22 protein-coding genes are annotated in these 22,050 nt (G+C 31.4%); 19 read left to right on the top strand and 3 right to left on the bottom strand.

Annotated features, from left to right (window positions below; all coding sequences use genetic code 11):
* Positions 1–32: 32 nt before the first annotated feature.
* The 3 genes from gnd to AC5EAH_RS01295 all read left to right on the top strand — a co-directional run bounded on the left by gnd (position 33) and on the right by AC5EAH_RS01295 (position 3,380).
* The gene (gene gnd, locus AC5EAH_RS01305) at positions 33–1,451 is read left to right on the top strand and encodes an NADP-dependent phosphogluconate dehydrogenase (protein WP_493492940.1); all 1,419 of its coding nucleotides are present in this window, start codon (positions 33–35) and stop codon (positions 1,449–1,451) included.
* Positions 1,452–1,551: 100 nt separating this feature from the next.
* Complete coding sequence (gene zwf / locus AC5EAH_RS01300) at positions 1,552–3,018, top strand: glucose-6-phosphate dehydrogenase (protein WP_493492939.1); 1,467 nt, start codon at positions 1,552–1,554, stop codon at positions 3,016–3,018.
* 74 nt (positions 3,019–3,092) lie between these two features.
* Positions 3,093–3,380 (top strand): DUF1033 family protein, encoded by a 288-nt coding sequence (locus AC5EAH_RS01295; protein ID WP_493492938.1) that lies wholly within the window; start codon positions 3,093–3,095, stop codon positions 3,378–3,380.
* A gap of 320 nt (positions 3,381–3,700) precedes the next feature.
* On the opposite strand, the gene AC5EAH_RS01290 is transcribed toward AC5EAH_RS01295, so the two are convergent.
* Complete coding sequence (locus AC5EAH_RS01290) at positions 3,701–5,302, bottom strand: ABC-F family ATP-binding cassette domain-containing protein (RefSeq protein ID WP_493492937.1); 1,602 nt, start codon at positions 5,300–5,302, stop codon at positions 3,701–3,703.
* 152 nt (positions 5,303–5,454) lie between these two features.
* Between AC5EAH_RS01290 and AC5EAH_RS01285 the strand changes: the two genes are divergently transcribed.
* The 3 genes from AC5EAH_RS01285 to AC5EAH_RS01275 all read left to right on the top strand — a co-directional run bounded on the left by AC5EAH_RS01285 (position 5,455) and on the right by AC5EAH_RS01275 (position 7,202).
* The gene (locus AC5EAH_RS01285; protein WP_493492936.1) at positions 5,455–5,931 is read left to right on the top strand and encodes a DUF1836 domain-containing protein; all 477 of its coding nucleotides are present in this window, start codon (positions 5,455–5,457) and stop codon (positions 5,929–5,931) included.
* A complete protein-coding gene (gene trhA, locus AC5EAH_RS01280) occupies positions 5,918–6,565 on the top strand; it encodes a PAQR family membrane homeostasis protein TrhA (protein WP_493492935.1) in 648 nt (215 codons plus the stop codon). Before AC5EAH_RS01285 ends, trhA begins: the two co-directional genes overlap by 14 nt.
* 427 nt (positions 6,566–6,992) lie before the next feature.
* Positions 6,993–7,202, top strand: a complete 210-nt coding sequence (locus AC5EAH_RS01275) for a hypothetical protein (RefSeq protein WP_493492934.1) — start codon at positions 6,993–6,995, stop codon at positions 7,200–7,202.
* Between the two features lie 138 nt (positions 7,203–7,340).
* On the opposite strand, the gene AC5EAH_RS01270 is transcribed toward AC5EAH_RS01275, so the two are convergent.
* Positions 7,341–7,466 (bottom strand): hypothetical protein, encoded by a 126-nt coding sequence (locus tag AC5EAH_RS01270; RefSeq protein WP_493492933.1) that lies wholly within the window; start codon positions 7,464–7,466, stop codon positions 7,341–7,343.
* A gap of 70 nt (positions 7,467–7,536) precedes the next feature.
* On the bottom strand, positions 7,537–8,733 hold the full coding sequence (gene fabV / locus AC5EAH_RS01265) for an enoyl-ACP reductase FabV (protein WP_493492932.1): 1,197 nt from the start codon (positions 8,731–8,733) through the stop codon (positions 7,537–7,539).
* A 128-nt stretch (positions 8,734–8,861) separates the two neighbouring features.
* On the opposite strand from fabV, the gene AC5EAH_RS01260 reads away from it, so the two are divergent.
* From AC5EAH_RS01260 to AC5EAH_RS01200, 13 genes are all read left to right on the top strand, one after another.
* A complete protein-coding gene (locus AC5EAH_RS01260) occupies positions 8,862–9,293 on the top strand; it encodes an acetyl-CoA carboxylase biotin carboxyl carrier protein (RefSeq protein ID WP_493492931.1) in 432 nt (143 codons plus the stop codon).
* Positions 9,294–9,297: 4 nt separating this feature from the next.
* A complete protein-coding gene (gene accC, locus AC5EAH_RS01255; protein WP_493492930.1) occupies positions 9,298–10,644 on the top strand; it encodes an acetyl-CoA carboxylase biotin carboxylase subunit in 1,347 nt (448 codons plus the stop codon).
* 2 nt (positions 10,645–10,646) lie between these two features.
* Complete coding sequence (accD, locus tag AC5EAH_RS01250) at positions 10,647–11,504, top strand: acetyl-CoA carboxylase, carboxyltransferase subunit beta (protein WP_493492929.1); 858 nt, start codon at positions 10,647–10,649, stop codon at positions 11,502–11,504.
* 3 nt (positions 11,505–11,507) lie between these two features.
* Entirely contained in the window at positions 11,508–12,290 is a 783-nt protein-coding gene (locus AC5EAH_RS01245; RefSeq protein ID WP_493492928.1) for an acetyl-CoA carboxylase carboxyltransferase subunit alpha, read from the top strand.
* Between the two features lie 56 nt (positions 12,291–12,346).
* Positions 12,347–13,327, top strand: a complete 981-nt coding sequence (locus AC5EAH_RS01240) for a 3-oxoacyl-ACP synthase III family protein (protein ID WP_493492927.1) — start codon at positions 12,347–12,349, stop codon at positions 13,325–13,327.
* Positions 13,328–13,352: 25 nt separating this feature from the next.
* Positions 13,353–13,583 (top strand): acyl carrier protein, encoded by a 231-nt coding sequence (locus AC5EAH_RS01235; protein WP_493492926.1) that lies wholly within the window; start codon positions 13,353–13,355, stop codon positions 13,581–13,583.
* 102 nt (positions 13,584–13,685) lie between these two features.
* Positions 13,686–14,615 (top strand): ACP S-malonyltransferase, encoded by a 930-nt coding sequence (locus AC5EAH_RS01230; RefSeq protein ID WP_493492925.1) that lies wholly within the window; start codon positions 13,686–13,688, stop codon positions 14,613–14,615.
* Positions 14,609–15,355: a 3-oxoacyl-[acyl-carrier-protein] reductase gene (fabG, locus tag AC5EAH_RS01225; RefSeq protein ID WP_493492924.1), complete on the top strand. Its 747-nt coding sequence runs from the start codon at positions 14,609–14,611 to the stop codon at positions 15,353–15,355. Before AC5EAH_RS01230 ends, fabG begins: the two co-directional genes overlap by 7 nt.
* Before the next feature lie 21 nt (positions 15,356–15,376).
* Positions 15,377–16,609, top strand: a complete 1,233-nt coding sequence (gene fabF, locus AC5EAH_RS01220) for a beta-ketoacyl-ACP synthase II (RefSeq protein ID WP_493492923.1) — start codon at positions 15,377–15,379, stop codon at positions 16,607–16,609.
* 2 nt (positions 16,610–16,611) lie between these two features.
* Positions 16,612–17,040 (top strand): 3-hydroxyacyl-ACP dehydratase FabZ, encoded by a 429-nt coding sequence (gene fabZ, locus AC5EAH_RS01215; protein WP_493492922.1) that lies wholly within the window; start codon positions 16,612–16,614, stop codon positions 17,038–17,040.
* Between the two features lie 76 nt (positions 17,041–17,116).
* The gene (gene recD2, locus AC5EAH_RS01210; protein WP_493492921.1) at positions 17,117–19,477 is read left to right on the top strand and encodes an SF1B family DNA helicase RecD2; all 2,361 of its coding nucleotides are present in this window, start codon (positions 17,117–17,119) and stop codon (positions 19,475–19,477) included.
* Positions 19,478–19,578: 101 nt separating this feature from the next.
* Complete coding sequence (gene prmA, locus AC5EAH_RS01205; RefSeq protein WP_493492920.1) at positions 19,579–20,505, top strand: 50S ribosomal protein L11 methyltransferase; 927 nt, start codon at positions 19,579–19,581, stop codon at positions 20,503–20,505.
* Between the two features lie 20 nt (positions 20,506–20,525).
* A complete protein-coding gene (locus AC5EAH_RS01200) occupies positions 20,526–22,022 on the top strand; it encodes a helicase HerA-like domain-containing protein (protein WP_493492919.1) in 1,497 nt (498 codons plus the stop codon).
* Positions 22,023–22,050 lie beyond the last annotated feature (28 nt).

Raw genomic sequence — 22,050 nt, 5'->3', positions numbered from 1 at the left:
AAATGCATATTTTAGTAAGAGAGGTAAAGTAAATGACTAAAAATCAAATTGGTGTCGTAGGTCTTGCAGTAATGGGTAAAAACTTAGCATGGAATATTGAATCTCGTGGATTTACCGTTTCTGTTTATAATCGTAGTTATGAAAAAATACAACAAATGTTAGAAGAATCAGTTGATAAACAAATTTCTGGTGAAGAAACAGTTGAAGCATTTGTTAACTCACTTGAAGTACCTAGAAAAATTATTTTAATGGTTAAAGCAGGTGAAGCAACTGATAAAACAATTGAATCTTTAATTCCTTATTTAGATAAAGGGGATATTATTATTGATGGTGGGAATACTTATTTTGAAGATACGATTCGCCGCAATAAATATTTATCTGATTTAGGTTTTAATTTTATTGGGACAGGTGTTTCAGGTGGTGAAGAAGGTGCATTAAAAGGACCTTCAATTATGCCTGGTGGACAAAAAGAAGCTTATGAATTAGTTGCACCTATTTTAGAAGCTATTGCTGCTAAAGTAAACGATGAACCATGTGTAGCTTATATTGGTCCAGATGGTGCAGGTCATTATGTGAAAATGGTACATAATGGTATTGAATATGCTGATATGCAAGTTATTGCTGAAAGCTATGATTTATTAAAAAATTCAGTAGGTTTAACTCATGAAGAAATTGGTGAAGTATTTGCTGAATGGAATAAAGGTGAGTTAGATTCATATTTAATAGAAATTACTGCTGATATTTTTAAAGTAACTGATGAAGAAACTGGTTTACCTTTAGTAGAACAGATTTTAGATACAGCTGGTCAAAAAGGGACTGGTAAATGGACATCTATTAATGCTTTAGAATTAGGTATACCATTAACAGTCATTACTGAATCTGTATTTGCACGTTATATTTCAAGTCGTAAAGAAGAACGTATAGCGGCTTCTCAACAATTATCAGGGCCTCAATATGCATTTACTGGTGATAAAAAAGAAATGATTGAAAAAATCCGTCGCGCATTATATATGAGTAAAATCTGTTGTTATGCACAAGGGTTTACACAATTGAAAGAAGCATCAGATATTTATAATTGGGATTTAAAACTAGGTGATTTAGCTATGATCTGGCGTGCAGGTTGTATTATTCGTGCACAATTCTTACAAAAAATTAAAGAAGCTTATGATCGTGATGGTCAATTAGCTAATTTAATGTTAGATCCTTATTTCAAAGATGTGGTTGAAGAATATCAAGCAGCATTACGTGATGTTGTTATTTTAGGCGTACAACAAGGTGTACCAACACCAGTCTTTTCAAGTGCCTTGGCTTATTATGATTCATATCGTGCTGCTGATTTACCAGCTAACTTAATTCAAGCACAACGTGATTATTTTGGTGCACATACGTATAATCGTAAAGATAAATCAGGTGTATTCCATACAGACTGGATTAGAGAAGCTAAAAAATAATATTAGATTAGCAGTTAATGAGACTTCTCTTGCGTCAAGTAGTGAGAAGTCACTTAACTATTGAATTCATTTAGAAGTATAGAGATAAAAGGAGACTATTATGGCACATAATCATAGCGAGCCACCATGTTTGATTACGATTTTTGGTGCAACAGGTGATTTAACTAAAAGAAAATTATTGCCTTCATTATTTCATTTATTTCAGCAAAATAATTTAAATGAAAGATTTGCTATTGTAGGCATTGGTCGTCGTGATTGGAATGATGATGAATTTAGAGCAGTTGCTAAAGAAGCAATCAGTGAACATATTGAGAATGTAAATGAAATCGATGATTTTTTAAAACATGTTTATTTTTGTCCGCTTGATGTTTCGCAAGATGATGAATTTGATAATTTGAAAAAATTACATGATCAATTAGATGTACAATATCAATTAGAAGGTAATCGTTTATTTTATTTAGCAATGGGACCAGACTTTTTTGGACCAGTTGCTAGTAAGTTAAAGCAACATAAATTAACAGAGACTAAAGGTTTCCATCGTTTAATTATTGAAAAACCTTTTGGTAGAGATTTAGCCAGTGCAATGGCATTGAATAAAGAAATTAATCGTTCATTTAAAGAAGAAGATATTTATCGTATCGATCACTATTTAGGTAAAGATATGGTACAAAATATTGCAGTATTACGTTTTGCTAATATTTTATTTGAACCATTATGGAACAATCAATATATTACTAATGTTCAGATTACTTCTAGTGAAAAATTAGGGGTTGAAGAACGTGGGGGTTATTATGAAACGAGTGGTGCTTTGCGTGATATGATGCAAAATCATATGTTACAAATGGTTGCATTATTAGCAATGGAGCCGCCAATTAGCCTTTCACCTGAAGATATTCGTAATGAAAAGGTTAAAGCTTTACGCTCAATTCGTCTTTATTCTGAGGATGAAATAAGAGAAAATATTGTTCGTGGTCAATATGGTGCGAGTGAAGAATTTAAAGCTTATCGTGATGAAGAACGTGTAGACAAAAATTCAAATACTGAAACATTTGTAGGTGCTAAAATTTTATTTGATAATTTCAGATGGTCAGGCGTACCTTTTTATGTTAGAACTGGTAAACGCATGAAAGAAAAAGAAATTACAATTGTTGTAGAATTTAGAGAAGTACCGATGAATTTATTCTATCAAAAAGAGAAAAAAACACCGACAAATATTTTAGTTATTCGTATTCAACCAGACGAAGGTATTACATTATATCTAAATGCGAAACGTGGGACACATGGTATTGATACAAAACCAATTCCATTGTCATACAGTTTAACAAAATCTGATAAAATGAATACAGTAGATGCTTATGAATCATTAATTTATGATGCAATTCGTGGTGATTCTACTAATTTCACACATTGGGAAGAATTAAGAGCATCATGGACATTTATTGATAAAATTTCTGATGTTTGGGAAAAAGAATTACCAGAATTTCCAAATTATGTGTCAGGTGAGAATGGCCCACAAGCATTTAATGAATTATTAGAAAAAGATAATTTCCATTGGTGGGAAGTTTAAGCATATATTAAGATGATGAGAGTTAATCTCATTTAACTAATATTTATTATATTAATTTGTAAGGGATGTTAGCAATGTGGACAATTAAACAAACTTATATGCACTATGAACCATGGTGGTTATTTGAAGATTGGGAAACATTTGTTGTTAAGACTTATCATTTTGAAGATAAACAACAGTTACTTCATAAATTAAGTGAATTAGATAGTTATTTTCAAAAAGAAAATGACTATACTGCTTGTAAAGGCAATATGAAAGCCTATTGGCGTAAAAATGATAAGTATTTTTGTGTAGAATGTGACGATGAATTACAAAAATACACAGGATTAATAATTTTAAAAGATAATGAAGTGATTAAATAAAAAGAAGCATCAACTGAGTATAATTTAGTTGATGCTTTTATTATGTATATACTAAAATTGCCTACCTTAATCAAAAAGTAGGCAAGAAGTTAATTGAATCTTCTTTTTTTTATGATATACCATAAACTAGACATAATTAATATGATAATGCTAATTGTGATTAACCATGCAGCTAATAATTGAAAAATATATGTGTATTGCCTGTGATTAAACCAATAGATATAAGTTTTCAAGTCAACTGTAACAAATAAAATAAGTAAGGGTAGACCCCATAGTGCTAATTGTACTAAATAAAATTTTAAAAATTTCATAAAATTCACCTATTTTAAAATACCTGACCAATGTAAGTATTCTTCATAAGTCATTTCTTTATTAATTGTTTCGCCAGCATCTTTTAATTCAATAACACGATTAGCAATTGTATTAATAAATTCAAAATCGTGAGATGTAAATAAAATAGAACCTTTAAAAGCAATTAAACCGTCATTAACTGCAGTAATTGATTCTAAATCTAAGTGGTTAGTAGGTTCATCTAATAATAATACATTAGCACCAGATAACATTAATTTAGATAGCATACAACGTACTTTTTCTCCCCCAGATAATACAGAAGCTTTTTTAAGTGCTTCTTCTCCTGAAAATAACATACGTCCTAAGAATGATCTTAAATAACTTTCTGTTTGCTCTTCTGGTGGTGCATATTGACGTAACCATTCTACAAGTGTTAACTCGCTACCTTCGAAATAGGCACTATTATCTTTTGGTAAATAGTTTTGAGACGTTGTAATACCCCATTTATAGCTACCACTATCTGGTTCTAATTCACCAGCTAAAATTTTTAATAATGTTGTTTTAGCTGCTTCTTCACCTAAGAAAATAACTTTATCATTTGGGTTAATTGTGAAGCTAACATCATCTAGTACTTTAACACCATCAATCGTTTTTGATAAGTTAGTGACTTGTAATAAATCATTTCCAATTTCACGATCAGGTTTAAAACCAACGAATGGGTAACGTCGACTAGATGGTTTAATATCATCTAATGAAATTTTATCTAACATTTTTTTACGACTTGTCGCTTGTTTTGATTTAGAGGCATTAGCAGAGAAACGTGCAATAAAGTCTTGTAATTCTTTAATTTGCTCTTCTTTTTTCTTATTAGAATCTTCTGCCATACGACGTGCAAGTTGGCTAGATTGATACCAAAAATCATAGTTACCTACATATAATTCAATTTTACCAAAATCTAAGTCGCAAATATGTGTACAAATATTATTTAAGAAATGACGGTCATGAGATACAACAATGACAGTGTTTTCAAAATTGATTAAAAAATCTTCTAACCAAGAAATTGCTTGGATATCAAGACCATTGGTAGGCTCATCTAATAGTAATACATCAGGATTACCGAATAGTGCTTGTGCTAATAATACCTTTACTTTTTGAGAGTTATCTAATTCACTCATTAATTGATCATGTAAAGTAGCATTAATACCTAAACCCTCTAATAATTGAGCGGCATCACTTTCAGCTGTCCAACCATCCATTTCTGCAAATTCACCTTCTAATTCAGCTGCACGAATACCGTCTTCATCTGTAAAAGGTTCTTTCATATAAATTGCATCTTTTTCATGCATCACTTCCCATAAACGTTCATAGCCTATTAACACAACATCCAATACTTTTTTATCTTCAAATGCAAAGTGATCTTGTTTTAATACGGCTAAACGTTCATCAGGACCCATAGATACGTGGCCATCTTGTGATTCAATATCACCAGCTAATACTTTAATAAATGTAGATTTTCCGGCACCATTGGCACCAATCAAACCGTAACAATTACCTGGTGTAAATTTAATATTAACGTTTTCAAATAGTTTACGATCACCAAATCGTAAACCTAAATTAGTTGCTTGTAACATTATTGTCCTCCATAGTTCTAAATTTCTTTCATAAGTATAACATATCTCATATATTATTTGTTGAAAGAAGATAATTATTGATAAAAAATTAATTGTATTATATAATCTAGTTATCAAGACTAGATTATATAATGATTATAAAATGGAGGGTTATGATTAAATTACCAAAATGGCAAACATTGCCAACATTAGAATTATATTTAGATCAAGTATTAATTTTTGTTAATCAACAATTAACACCTTTATTCCCACAACAGGAAACTATTTTAACTGCGTCAATGATTAATAATTATGTAAAACAAGGTTTAATTCCTAAACCAACTAAGAAAAAGTATAATCAACGACATTTAGCTTATTTAATTTCTATTACATTATTAAAAACAGCTTTTAATATTCATGATATATCGAGTGCGATGCAACATATTTCAGCACAACATGGGTCAGAACAAAGCTATAATGATTTTGTTGATTTTGTTGAATTAATTTTTAATAATCAAGAAATTACAGACATATTACCTAAAAATCAGCAATTAATTTATAATGCTTGTCGCACAGTTTATTTACATCGTCAATCTTTAATATTGTTAGACGAATTAATTAATGAGGAGAGTTATCATGAAAACATTTAAGCAAACAGTTCAACTACCTTTCGGAGAAGAAGTAGGTAATGCTGTCTCGCATGCCATAGGTGCCACTACCATGTTAGTTTTATTACCTATTTGTGCGGTATATAGTTATATTTATTACGATATAACGCAAGTAGTAGGCATTTCTATTTTCATTATTAGTTTATTTTTAATGTTTCTATCATCAACGATTTATCATACGATGGCGTACGGTTCAACACATAAATATATTTTAAGAATTATTGATCATAGTATGATTTATATCGCGATTGCTGGAAGTTATACACCTGTTGCACTGACAGTAATTGGTGGCTGGTTAGGTTATACAATTATTGTCTTGCAATGGGGAATTACTATTTTTGGTATTTTATATAAAATCTTTGCAACACATGTAAATGAAAAGTTTAGTTTAACTTTATATATTATTATGGGGTGGTTAATTATTTTTATTATGCCTAAATTAATAAAACAAACTTCTGCTATCTTTTTATTATTAATGGTTATAGGTGGTGTTTTATATACTATAGGTGCCTGGTTTTACGCACAAAAAAAACCATATTTTCATATGATTTGGCACTTATTTATTCTAGCGGCAGCTATTGTACAGTTTATTGCTATAGTGTTTTATATGCGATGATAATGTTATGTTTTAACAGAAGAACCAAGTGTAGCGCAGTAGTATGGGCACCAATAAAATATTGACACTATTAATTGATTATAAATTATTTACTAAAAAAGAATATTCTGTATAATCAAACTATTAAATAAAAGGATAGGTGTTGTTATGAAATTTAAAAATATCATGGTTTAGGTTGTTTATCATTAGTCTTAGTAGCTTGTAACAGCAGGAATGATGAATATGAGGGCGTTAAACATGAAACAAAAGTAAAAGAAACTAATAAAATTGATGAAATCGAAGATAAAAAAGAAGCAACTGTAAAACAATTAAGTTTTGAGACATTTGTAGATGAGTTTGTGACAGATATGTCGGATGTTGAAGAGGTTCATTATAATGAAGCAATAAGACATTTGTTATCAAACCTACAAACGGAGATGTAAACAATGTGCTACTTGGTATAGCAACTAAACAAGATGGAGCAAAAGAGGCATGGCAAACTATTACTGATAATGTTGTTAAAATAAGTAATCAAGTTAATGAAAATTTTGGTTCGGGTTATTCGTTTGAAGTATTAAACCCATTATCAGAAGATGAACGTGTTATTCTTCAAGTAGAAGATGGTAAAATCATTTACGATATAGCAAATGATCATTAAATAGCAGTGTAAAATGTAGATCATTTTAAAAAGACATTATTAATTTTTAATGTAGTTGTTGTAGCTTGTTATTTTTTCTGATATATAAAAAACGGCTTAATGCTAAGGACTTTACCTGTTAGTATTAAGCCGTTTGTATTATCCCCAAAAATAATAAATGATAGCACAGATAACACCTATTAAAATGACGAATTCATATAATTTAGGTTTTCTTGTTTCCCAAGTTATTGTGACATGTTCATTAGGTTTGTACATACCTTTCATTAAAGCTACCTCTATTTCACTAGAATTGATAGATTTATTTTACAATATAAATTGGATGAAACCAACTATTTTATTGTTTTAATTGTTCAATTAAAGCATCAATATCGATTTCTTTTTGATAATCAACGTCATCTAAGGCAAAACCATTTAATTGCATGAAATCTTGTTGAATACCTTTAAAGTCAGTCAATTCATGTAAATTTTCTTCGGTAATTTGATCTAAAATTTGTTGAACTTGTTGTTGGATTTGTGGTGCAAGTTCATATTTATCAATACGATAACGCAAATCATTATCTAAATCTGTTGTAGGTGATTGGGCTAGTTGTGCAAAGAAATGATACATATGTTCAATTGGTAATTCTTCTGTGCCTGCTTGGGTCATTACTTTTTTTAGAGCTGCGGCATATAATGGGAAATTAGGAATCACTGCGCTAGCTTTAGTCATTACAGCTTTACAAACAACAGTTGCTGCGCTACCACCTAATTGATTAGATAGTAGTTGATTTAAGTGATCTGCAGTTTGTTCTAAATGTGTTTTAGCACGACCGATAGTACCGTGACGATAAATTTGTTCTGTACTTTGTGCCCCAATATAAGTATAAGCTAATGTTTGTGCATTTGGTGCAAGTAATTGCTGCTCTAATAGATGATTGATCCATAGTTGCCAATCTTCACCACCCATCACCTTAACAGTATGTTCAATTTCTTGAGGTGTAGCTGGTTCAATAGTTTGTTCTGCAATTTCACCAGTTAAAATACGTACTGTTTTGCCTGTAAATGCTTGGCCAATTGGTTTAAGTGCTGAAGTGTAAATTTCTTTTGTGATTGGATCTTGGCGTTTAGGGGAAGCCAATGAATAAATAACTAAATCAATTTGGCCTAAAGTGTCTTTAATAAATTGAAGTGCTTGTGTTTTAAATTCTGGTGAAAAAGCATCACCACTTAGTTGATAAGTTGTTTTTCCTTCTGTTTTAGAAAAATTTTCAAACCATAAATTATTCCAATAACCTGCAGTACCAGTACGTTTACCACTTGGGCCATTTGAGCGACTGATTGATATGATTTCTGAATCACTACCGAAAGCTAGCGCTATACGTGAAGCTAATCCATAGCCTGTAGAACCTCCGATAATTAATACTTTTTTTGGCCCTTGAAATGTAGGTTGTTGTTTAACATAGTTGATTTGTTGTTGTATGTGTTGTCCAAGACCTACAGGGTGTGTTGTTAGTGCGATATTCATTTTAACAATGGGATTAATTTTAACCATATATTACGACTCCTTTAATAAAAAAATATGTTTTGAGTATAAAAGTATTTGACTTTATATATTAAATTATATAACATATTAATTAAAATTAATAGTTTGAATTTCCAAATATTTAAAGTGAGGTTATTATGACAAAACAATTACTACAACAAATTATGGCATTGTATGAAAAATCAAGTGCTTCTGAAATGGAAGTGACAACAAAAGATTTAACAATAAAGTTAAAAAGACAGAATAATAGTTCAACAACAAATATAAATGAAATAGTTACAACAGACAGTCAACTAGAAATTAGTGATGAAAAAATGGAAACAGAGACAATAAAAATAAAATCGCCATTAGTCGGTGTTTATTATGAAGCTAAAGCACCTGGTGAGGCACCATTTGTTAAAATAGGTGATCGTGTACAAAAAGGACAAATTTTAGCAATTGTAGAAGCTATGAAAATTATGAATCATATTACAGCGACAGATGATGGTATCGTGACTGCGATTCATGTGAATAATGGTGACATTATAGAATTTGATCAAGTGATTGTAGAATTGACAACAGAAGGGTGATAACATGAAAATTTTAGTAGCTAATCGTGGAGAAATTGCGGTAAGAATTATTCGTGCGTGTAGAGAATTAGCAATTCCTACTGTGGCTATTTTTGCTAAAGGAGAAGAACAAGCCTTACATGTGCAATTGGCAGACCAAGCCATTTGTGTCGGTGATAAATTAGCCAAAGATAGTTATTTAAATATGACTAATATTATTAGTGCAGCAATTGCTAGTCAATCGACAGCCATTCATCCAGGATTTGGTTTTTTATCAGAAAATGCTGAATTTGCTCAACGCGTGACTGAATGTGGTTTGATTTTTATAGGTCCTAAAGCAAGTATGATAGAACAACTTGGTGATAAAGCACGTGCAAGAGAAATTGCAGAACAATGTCATATTCCCATTGTTCCGGGGAGTTCTCAACAGTTTGATGATGATGAGCAATTATTAGCCACAGCACAAAATATAGGATATCCTTTATTGTTGAAAGCGGTCAGTGGTGGTGGTGGAAAAGGTATGCGTATTGTACATAATGATGAACAATTATTAACAAGTTATGCCATTGCCAGTCAAGAAGCGTTGGCTAATTTTGGAGATGAACGATTATATTTAGAAAAATTCATTGTAGAACCACATCATATTGAAGTGCAAATTATTGCTGATCAACATGGTCATATTGTGCATTTAGGTGAGCGTGAATGTTCGTTGCAACGTAATTATCAAAAAATTATTGAAGAATGTCCTTCACCTTTTATTAGTGAAGAGTTAAGACAACAATTAGGTGAAGCAGCGATTAAATTAGCGCAATATTGTCAATATGATAGTGTAGGTACGGTAGAATTTTTAGTAGATAAACATCAAAATTTTTATTTTATTGAAATGAATACACGTATTCAAGTTGAACATCCTGTTACTGAAATGGTTACAGGAATAGATATTATTAAAGAAATGATTCAAGTAGCGCATCATCATCCTTTATCTTTTACGCAACAACAAGTTCATTTACAAGGTCATGCAATTGAATGTCGTATTAATGCAGAAGATCCTGATCATCATTTTGCGCCTTGCCCAGGTTTAATTAAGCAATTAATTGTGCCAGGAGGTCCAGGGATAAGAATTGATAGTGCTGTTTATCAAGGATATAAAATTTCACCATTGTATGATGCAATGATTGCCAAAGTGATTGCTTATGGTAAAACAAGGGAAGAAGCACGCCTGAAAATGGTGAGAGCATTAGAAGAATTATTGATTATGCCAATAACGACAAATATTGATTTTCAATATGATTTAATACATCATCCTGTTTTTACATCAGGAAAATATACAACCAACTTTATTAATACATTTATTAAAGAAAGAAGTGAATAGTTGTGAAATTATTTGATTTAGCTAAACAAAGAAGAAAAAAATTTATACAAGCTACGGAAGTAGAGAAAGTAGTATTACCTGATGGTTTGTATAAACAATGTGAGCAATGTAAACAATTAATTTATTCTCGTGAGGTAGTGGAACAACAATGGTGCTGTCCACATTGTCATCATTATTTTAGAATGCATGCAAAACATCGAATTCAATTACTTGTTGATGCTGGTAGTTTTAAAGCTTTGAAATTTGATGCTTCAAAAGTAATGTGTAATCCTTTAGAATTTCCACAATACGAGGAAAAACGTTTATCTTTACAGAATAAATTACAATTAGAAGAAGCGGTTGTATGTGGTACAGCAATTATTAAAGGAAAATCTTGTGTACTCTGTGTTATGGATTCACATTTTTTAATGGGTAGTTTAAGTAGTGAAGTAGGTGAACGTTTAACACAAGCAATTGAATATGCAACCTTACACAAGCAATCCATTATTATTTTTTGTGCGTCCGGTGGTGCTAGAATGCAGGAAGGTATTTTTTCATTGATGCAAATGGCTAAAGTATCTATGGCATTAAAAAAACATTCAGATGAGGGACAATTGTACATTTCTGTTTTAACGGATCCGACTACTGGTGGTGTGACAGCGAGTTTTGCGATGTTAGGTGATATTATTATTGCTGAACCGAAGGCTTTGATTGGATTTGCTGGGCGTCGTGTCATTGAACAAACGATGCAAACAGAATTACCAGAAGATTTTCAACAAGCTGAGCAATTGATGGCACATGGTTTTATTGATTTAATCGTTGAACGTAAACAATTAAGAACAACTTTAGCCGATTTATTAATATTACACGAAAGAGAGTAAATCATGAATAAACAAGTATGGGATTATGTAACTTTAGCTAGAGAGATAGAAAGACCTACAGCTACTTATTATATTGAACAATTAATTCATCAATTTTATGAATTAAAAGGTGATAGATATTTTGCTGATGATCATGCAATTATTGGTGGTATAGGGTATTTAGGTCATCAAAAAGTAACAGTTATTGCTATTGAAAAAGGAAGAGACACTGCTGAAAGAATTCATAGAAATTTTGGTATGGTTATGCCAGAAGGCTATCGTAAGGCACTACGTTTAATGAAACAGGCTGAAAAATTTAATCGACCTATTATTATTTTGATTGATACAGCGGGTGCTTATCCAGGGGTAGAGGCTGAAGCTAGAGGTCAAGGACAAGCGATTGCTAATAATTTATTTGAAATGTGTGCGATTAAAGTGCCTATTATTTCAGTAATTATTGGGGAAGGCGGCAGTGGCGGTGCTTTAGCTTTGGCAGTAAGTAATCAAGTATGGATGCTTGAAAATGCCATTTATTCTATTTTATCACCAGAAGGTTTTGCAACAATTTTGTGGAAAGATGGTTCGCGTGCTAAAGAAGCAGCTGAATTAATGAAATTAACAGCACCTGAATTATTACAATTAGGTATTGTAGATAAAGTTTTTTATGAAAAAAATAAAGATTTTAAAAGTGTGGCGATTAGATTAGCAGATGCATTAGAACGTACACTTAAAGATGAAATGAAGAAATCACCAAAAGTAATTTTAAAACAAAGGCAACAAAGATTTAGAAAATATGGTTTATTATAAAAATCAGTTTGCATTCCAAAGTAAAAGTGGTATAATAAAAAAGGAGATGAATCAAATTGTCAATTCAACTCGTAGCATCAGCCTATCATTTAGGCGAAGTATCAGTAACTAATCAGCAATTTGCAAATATTATAGATACCAATCACGATTGGATCGTACAAAGGACAGGTATCGAACAACGTTGTTTTACTAATCAATCAGCAGCAGAACTAGCAACTATTGCAGCTCAAAAAGCATTACAACAATGTAATATGGTAGCTAATGATATTGATTTAATTATCGTTGCAACATATAGTTCAGAAGATATTATGCCTAACTGTGCGTCAATTGTAAAACGTAATTTATCCATGTTGAACCAGGCACCTACTTTTGATATCAATGTAGCTTGTTCAGGATATGTTTATGCTATTGAAATGATGACAGCTTTAATGCAATATCATAGTCACTATCGTACTGTGATGGTAATTGGTACAGAAACACAATCAAGATATTTAGATTTTTCAGACAGAAGTACAGCAATTCTTTTTGGTGATGGTGCAGCAGCTACGATTTATCAAATGAATTTAGATGACGAAACGACAGGTATACGTTATACTAAAGTAGGTAACATGATAGATGAGCAGCAAGCATTAGTATTAAAAAATACAACATTAGCACAATCACCTTTTCATGATATTGTCTCTGCATCTGGATTTATCGAAATGAAAGGTCAAGAAGTATTTAAATTTGCTGTAAGAATTTTAGTCAAATTAATTAAAGATACTTTGGAACATCTAAAATTATCGCTTGACGATATTGATTATATTGTGCCACATCAAGCCAATACACGAATTATACAAGCAGTACAACATAAATTAAATATTAGTAATGATAAAATGATTGATGATATTGCTTTATCTGCTAATACTTCAGCAGCAAGTATTCCAATTGCATTAAGTAAACATTTATCATGTACAACAAAGGCTGAACCGAAAACTTATTTATTAATTGGTTTTGGTGCAGGTTTAAATTACGGTATCAATGTTATTGATATATAAAATTATAATTTAAGGAGAAATAAAAATGACAACATTTGAACAAGTACAAGAAATTTTAATAGAGCAATTAGGTGTTTCACCAGAAGCGGTAGTAGAAAGTGCAAAATTACAAGATGATTTAGGCGTTGATTCTTTAGGTGTTATGGATATTATTATGGATATTGAAGATAAATTTAACATCACTGTGCCAGAAGAAGCAGCAAGTGAAATTATTACAGTTGCAGATTTAGTAACAAAAATTGATGCATTAAAATAATAAATGAGATAGGGATAACGATTATTTAATTATTATAGTTAAATAAAGCTATCCCTTTGCCTTAATACTATACTTTGAATATAAAACAATTAGGAGGTAAAGTTGAAAACAGCATTGTTATTTCCAGGTCAAGGTGCACAATTTATTGGTATGGGTCAAGAAATTATTAAACATAATGAAGCAGCAGCGAATATCTTTAATAAATTACCGCAACAATTACGCGAATTGATTTGTGAAGGTTCAATTGAAGAATTAAGTGATACACGTTATACACAACCTGCTATTTTTGGTGTATCTATGGCTATTTTAGCTACAGTAGATCAAACAAAATTAAATATTCGTGGTGCAGCTGGTTTAAGTTTAGGTGAGTATAGTGCTTTATGTGCAGCAGGTGCTATCTCTTTTGAACAAGGATTAACTTTAGTGACACAACGTGCCAAATTAATGCATGAATCAGTGCCTGATATTGCAACAGCAATGTTAGCAGTTATCGGTCAAGAAGCAACACAATTAGAACAAATTATTTCTGATTTTATGACGCAATATCCAAAGTGTAAAATTATGATTGCTAATTATAATACAGATAAACAACAAGTTGTCGCAGGAACAACTGATGCAATTGACTTTTTTAAAAGTTATTTAAGACAACAACGTATTAAAAGTGTTGTATTGAAGGTAAGTGGTCCTTTTCATACCTCATTACTATCACAAGCAAGTCATCAATTTTTAGGTTATTTAGAACAGATTAATTTTGAAACATTAAATTATCCAGTATATAGCAATGTTACTGCCCGTGCTTATACTGCTCATACGAATTTTAGTGAACAATTAGCCAATCAAATTTCTTATCCTGTTTATTTTTATCAAATGATTCAACAAATGATTGATGATGGTTATCAACGCTTTATAGAAATTGGGCCAGGAACAATTTTATCTAAGTTTGTTAAACAAATTTCACCAAATACTGCAGTTATAACAATTAATAATTTAGAAGATTTAAAACAACTGATAGAAGGAGACATAACATGTTAAAGAATAAAGTCGTTTTAGTAACAGGTGCTTCAAGAGGTATTGGTTTATCTATTGCACAGACACTTGTAGATCACGGTGCGCAAGTTGCATTTATTGTGAATACAGATAAATCATATCAAACAATGTTGCCAATAATTGATCGATTATCACAACAAGGTGCTAATGTATTATTGTTACAAGCGGATGTATCTCAAAAAGCACAGTGCCAAGAAGTTGTTAAGAAAGTTATTGATCAGTTTGGTCAATTAGATGTATTAGTAAATAATGCTGGTATTACTAAAGATGGTTTATTTGTAAGAATGTCAGAAGAAAATATTCATCAAGTATTACAAGTTAATTTAGTCGGTGCTATGTATATGTCACAGAGTGTACTACCAATTATGATGAAACAAAAACAAGGTAAAATTATTAATATTGCCTCAGTTGTTGGTTTAATGGGTAATGCAGGACAAGCTAATTATGCTGCATCAAAAGCTGGTTTAATTGGTTTTACTAAATCATTAGCTAAGGAATACGGTGCTAGAAATATTATGGTGAATGCTATTGCACCAGGATTTATTAAATCTGATATGACGGCACAATTATCTGAAGAGATGGCTAATCATATTCAAAGTCAATTACCGACTAAACGCTTAGGTGAACCGCAAGAAGTAGCCAATGTTGTATTATTTTTAGCAAGTTCTCTTTCATCTTATATTACTGGAGAAGTAATTAAAGTTGATGGTGGGATGTATATTTAAAGTGAGAAAGGAAGTAATATTGTGAAAAGAGTAGTTGTAACAGGTTTAGGTGTAATTAGTCCTGTAGGGAATGACGTTTCAACAATGTGGCAAAATATTTCACAAGGTCAATCTGGTATTAGTTTAATTGACAAATTCGATACGAGTGACATGAAAACAAAAGTAGGGGCTGCTGTTAAAGATTTTAAACCATTAGAGTATATGACAGCGATACAAAGTCGTCGTTTTGATTTGTTTTCTCAATATGCGTTAGCAGCAAGTAAACAAGCATTTGAAGATGCAAAATTGTCAGATGTTGAATTTGATGCAAGTCGCTTCGGTATTATGTTAGGGAGTGGTATCGGTGGTGCAGATACTTGGGAACAACAAATGCAACGCTATTATCAAAAAAATGGTAAAATGATGCCAACATTTTTAACGAAAGTATTATCAAATATGGCCTCAGGTAATGTAGCAATTGATTTAAATGCACAAGGTCATGTAGCTACAATTGTTACTGCTTGTGCCTCTGGTACGCATGCCATTGGTATGGCTATGCGTGAAATTCAAGTTGGTGCAGCAGATATTATGTTAGCGGGTGGTAGCGAAGCGGCATTAAATAAAATGGCTGTTAGTGCTTTTGAATCTATGACTGCATTAAGTTCAAGCCAAGACCCTAACTACGCTTCTATTCCGTTTAATAAAAATAGAGATGGTTTTGTTATGGGTGAAGGTTCAGGGATGTTAGTTTTAGAAGAATATGAACATGCTGTGAATCGTGGTGCAGTCATTTATGCTGAATTAGTAGGATTTGGTGCAACTTGTGATGCTTATCATATGACAACACCTAGAGAAGATGGTGTAGCAGCTGCTAATGCCATCAAACAAGCCATGGCGCAAGCAAATATTACTGCTGATAAATTAGGATATATTAATGCACATGGAACAAGTACACCATTTAATGATTTATATGAAACGAATGCAATAAAACTTGCATTACAAGATATGAGTTATCATGTACCAGTAAGTTCAACTAAATCTATGACAGGTCATTTGCTAGGTGCTAGTGGTGCATTAGAAGCTATTATTACTATTAAAAGTTTAACAGATCAGTTTGTGCCACCAACGATTAATTTAGATTGTGTTGACGAAGGCTGTGATTTAGATTATGTAGCTAATCAAGGAAGAGAAGTAACGAATATGAATTATGCTTTATCAAATTCATTAGGTTTTGGTGGGCATAATGCTTCAATTATATTTAAAAGGTGGCAATAGTAATGTTATATAATAAAGTGCAAATAGAAGAAATTTTACCGCATAGATATCCGTTTTTATTGATTGACCGCATTGAAGAAATTAATGAAACGAATCAAACAATTATTGGGACTAAATGTGTGACTGCTAATGAATATTTCTTTCAAGGTCATTTCCCTAATTATCCAGTGATGCCTGGGGTCTTGATTGTTGAGGCATTAGCACAAACAGGGGCTGTTTATTTACTATCACAATCTGAAAATAAAGGAAAATTAGCTTTATTTGCAGGTATTAATAAAGTGAGATTTAAAAAACAAGTGATACCAGGGGATGTTTTAACATTGACAGTAACAATGATAAGACAAAAAGCTTCTATTGGAGTAGCAAAAGTTGAGGCTAAAGTAGGAGAACAACTTGCTTGTCAAGGTGAGATATTATTTGCTTTACAATAATGAAAAACGAGAGTCAAGCTTAGCTTTGGCATCTCGTTCTTTTTATTATATAATAGTAAAAAAAGGGAGGCTAAAGGTGGAAAATAATTTATTTAACCAAATCTCAATTGAAGCAGAAATTGGCTACACGGTGTTTAGAAATGCAGATAATATGTATTCTATTATTAAAGTGCATTTGGATGAACCAAGCGAACATTTCGAAGATTCGACAATTACGATTACAGGCTACCTTCCAGAGTTAGATGAGGATAGTCATTATGTTTTTCGTGGTATGATTAAAACACATCCTAAATATGGTGTGCAGTTGGCAGTCGAGAGTTTTGAAAAGATTCTACCTAAAACAGAAGATGGTATCGTTCAGTATTTATCCAGTCATTTATTTAAAGGTATAGGTAAAAAAATTGCACAAAGTATCGTTGATACTTTAGGTGTAAATGCTTTGAAATTAATTGCCGCTGATCGTCAAGCATTAGATAAAGTACCAAAATTATCTACGAAGAAAAAAGATGATATCTATCATTTAATTAGACAAAATCAAGCTTTAGAGCAAGTTATGGTAAAATTAGCTGAATGGGAATTAGGTCCTAAAGTAGCAATGAGAGTTTACCAATTATATAAAGAGCAAACATTAGAAAAAATAGAAGAGAATCCTTATAGATTAATTGAAGATGTTGAAGGTATTGGTTTCCAAAGAGCTGATCAATTAGCCATGCAATTAGGGATGTCTGAAGATTCGCCGTATCGTGTGCAAGCAGCTATTTTATATATTATCAATATGTATTGTAATAGTGAAGGTCATACGTATATGAACAAAATAAATTTACAATCCATTGTATTATCACTTATTAATAAAAATCTGCATCAATCTTTACAAGAATCATTTGTCGAAGAACAATTAGATAATTTAGTATTACAAGATAAATTAATTTGTGTAGATGATAATTATTTTATACCTAGTTTGTATTATGCTGAATTGAATGTTGCAGAAAATATTGTAAAAAGACTAACTCAAGATCATCTACCAACGATTGAACAATCAGATTTTTTATTAAATCTAGGTGAAATTGAAGAACAATTATCTGTTAATTATGCTGCGAAACAACAAGAAGCTATTAAAATGGCGATAGAAAATCCTATTATGATTTTAACGGGTGGACCGGGTACGGGTAAAACGACGGTCGTCAAAGGTATTCTAGAAATGTATGCTAAAATACATGATGTATCACTCAACTATCAAGACTATCATAAACAAGATATTTTTCCTATTTTGTTGGCGGCGCCGACAGGTCGCGCAGCTAAACGTTTAAGTGAAACAACGAATATGCAAGCTACGACTATTCATCGCATGATAGGGTTAGGTCTTGGTTTAGAAGAAGTTAATACAGAGATTGACATAGAAGCTGATTTAATTATTATTGATGAAACTTCTATGGTTGATTGTTGGTTAATGAATCATTTATTGAAGATCGTGCCGATTACGACACAAATTATTTTTGTTGGAGATAAAGATCAATTACCTTCTGTTGGACCAGGTCAAATTTTAAAAGATATGATTATGAGTGAACGTATACCGACTGTTGAATTAGATACTGTTTTTAGACAAGCAGAAGGTTCTTCAATAGTTCAGTTGGCCAATCAAATCAAACATCATCAGTCTATTGATATGTTAACTAAACAATCAGATAGAGTATTTATTCCTTGTGATAATCAACAAATTCCACTAGTTATTAGTCAAGTAGTAAGCAGTGCGATTAATAAAGGTTATGATAAACAAGATATTCAAGTGTTGGCGCCAATGTATAAAGGGCCAGCAGGTATTGATTTTTTAAATCAAGAATTGCAAAAAATATTAAATCCTGATGCCAAAAAAACAATTGAATTTATGGATAAAAAATATTTTATTGGGGATAAAGTATTACAATTAGTTAATCGTCCGGAAGATAATGTATTTAATGGTGATATCGGTGAAATTATTGCGATTAGTTATGCGAAAGAAAATACAGATAAAAAAGATTTAATTTATGTAGATTATGAAGGTAATGAAGTTGTCTATAGCAAACAAGAGTTAATAGAAATTAATCATGCTTATTGTTGTTCGATACATAAATCACAAGGGTCAGAGTTTCCTATTGTTATTTTACCTATTTCAAAAAGTCATTATCGTATGTTAAGAAAAAATATTCTATATACAGCTATTACTCGAGCTAAAAAATCATTAGTTTTATGTGGTGATATTAGAGCTTTTGAACAAGGTATTGTTAATGTTGATAATATAGAACGTGCAACGCAATTGATTAATTATTTAATGACAAATCATCAAGACACGGTGAAAACATACCAACAACCAGATAATTTAACGCTTAATAATATGCATCTTATTGATCCGATGATTAATATGGGCGATATAACACCCTTTGATTTCTTAGATGAGGGCTAAAATACATTGCAATTGTCATATGCGTTTTAATTATGTTAAAATAGATGAGAATTGACGCATTGATCTTATCAATGCGTTTTAATAAAGAAGAGGTAAAGTATATGAAATGGATTGAATTAGCAGTTCACACAACACATCAATATCAAGAACTAGTTGAATTAACTTTAAATGATAATGGAACAAATGGTGTGACTATCGAGGATAGTCGTGAAATATGGATAGAAAGAGATGATCAATTCGGTACTATTTATGAATTGAAGGGTGATGATTATCCGCAAGAAGGGGTAACTATTAAAGGTTACTTAAGTGAAGTTAATTTTAATGATACGGTATTAGAAAAAATAGAGACTGAACTTGCTCACTTTATTAACGAAGAAGGTGGTTTTTCTATTACTTTTACTGAAATGGATGAAGAAGATTGGGCCAATGAATGGAAAAATTATTTCCATCCTATTCGAGTGACAGAACGTTTTACGATTGTTCCGTCATGGGAAGATTATCAAAGTGATAGTGAAGATGAAATTCAAATTGAATTAGATCCGGGTATGGCTTTTGGTACGGGTACTCATGCAACTACAAGATTATGCTTAGCTGCAATTGAAAAATATTATATGCCCTATTACTCATTAATTGATGTAGGCACAGGCTCAGGTATTTTAGCAATTGCTGCTAAGAAAATTGGTGTACCAGAAGTTGCAGCTTTAGATTTAGATAATATGGCTGTGCAAGTCGCTAAAGAAAATTTTGAAAAAAATAATGTTTTAGATAAGATTGATGTTTTTACAGGTAATTTATTACAAGGTCAAACAGAAAAAAAAGATATTATTGTTGCTAATATTTTAGCACATATTATTGAACAAATGATCGATGATACTTATCGTTTATTGAATGATAAAGGGTTGTTTATTACATCAGGTATTATAGAATCAAAAGCACCCGAAATTATTTCTCAATTAAAGCAAGTAGGTTTTACAATTATTGATACGCAAATTGAAGAAGAGTGGGTAGTTATTATTGCTCAAAAATAGTTAATAAAAGGAGAATTAGTATGATTTATTTTGCTAAAAATGATCAAAAAGCAATAGGGATGTATTTAGATAAATTAAATCGTCATGGTTTAATTGCTGGGGCAACTGGTACGGGTAAAACAATTACTTTAAAAGTTATTGTAGAACAATTGAGTCAACAAGGTATACCTGTTTTTCTTGCTGATATTAAAGGTGATTTAGCCTCATTAAGTCAACAAGGACAATTAGAAGGAAAAGTAGCGGAACGTGTCACTGAATTAGCTATTTCAGATTTTAAACCTCAAAGTTATCCGGTGCGTTTATGGGATATTTTAGGACAACAAGGTACACCAATTCGTGCAACGATTTCAGAAATGGGACCATTACTGTTAGGTCGTTTATTAGAATTGAATAACACACAAATGGATATTTTAAATATTATATTTAAAATTGCCGATGATGAAGGTATGTTGTTAATAGATATGAAAGATTTACGTGCACTAATTCAAGAAGTTGCACAAAACAGTTCAAATTATTCATTAAAATATGGTAATATCGCTAAACAATCTATTGCAGCTATTCAACGAAGTTTAACCACTTTAGAACAACAAGGTGGAGAAGACTTTTTTGGTGAACCAGCATTAGATTTAATGGATTTTATTCAAACAACACCAGATGGTTATGGCTATATTAATATTTTAATGGCGCAACAACTGTTTCAATCACCTAAATTATATTCAACATTTTTATTATGGTTATTATCTGAATTGTTTGAAGTGTTACCAGAAGTTGGTGATTTATCAAAACCAAAAATGGTATTTTTCTTTGATGAAGCACATTTATTATTTAATGATGCACCAAAAGTGTTTGTTGATAAAGTGGTTCAAGTTGTACGTTTAATTCGTTCTAAAGGTGTAGGGATTTATTTTATTACACAAAATCCATCTGACTTACCTGAAGATGTATTATCACAATTAGGTAATCGTATACAACATGCTTTACGTGCGTATACACCAAAAGAAATAAAAGCTGTTAAGATGGCAGCAACTTCATTTAGACCGAATCCACAATTAGATACAGCTCAAGTAATTACTGAATTAAAAGTAGGGGAAGCATTGATCTCTTGTTTGAATAATGAAGGGCAACCTGAAATTGTTGAACGTGCATTTATTTATCCACCACAGTCTTTAATGGGTACAGTGACTGAACAACAATTTGATCAATTAAAACAAAGTTCTTCATTAGATAATAAATATCGTCATGTAGTAGATAGAGAATCAGCCTATGAAATTTTACAACAAAAATTATTACAGCAACAACATCAAGAAGATATGTTAGCACAGCAACGTGAGTTAGAAAAACAAAGAATAGAATTAGAAAAAGAGCGTGAACGCCAGTATAAAGCAAATACATCTCGTACAACGAGAACAAGAAAAACGATGACTGAAAAAGCAACTGATAGTTTTATTTCGACAGTGACAAGAACATTAGGACGCGAAATTATTAGAAGTATTTTCGGCACAGCAAGAAAAAGATAAAAAAGATGTTGGAGGATACAATTAAGTT

The organism is Staphylococcus sp. B1(2026) (assembly GCF_058895785.1).
The sequence above is the reverse complement of the archived record's forward strand: the minus strand, read 5'-3'. Positions and strand labels throughout refer to the sequence as shown.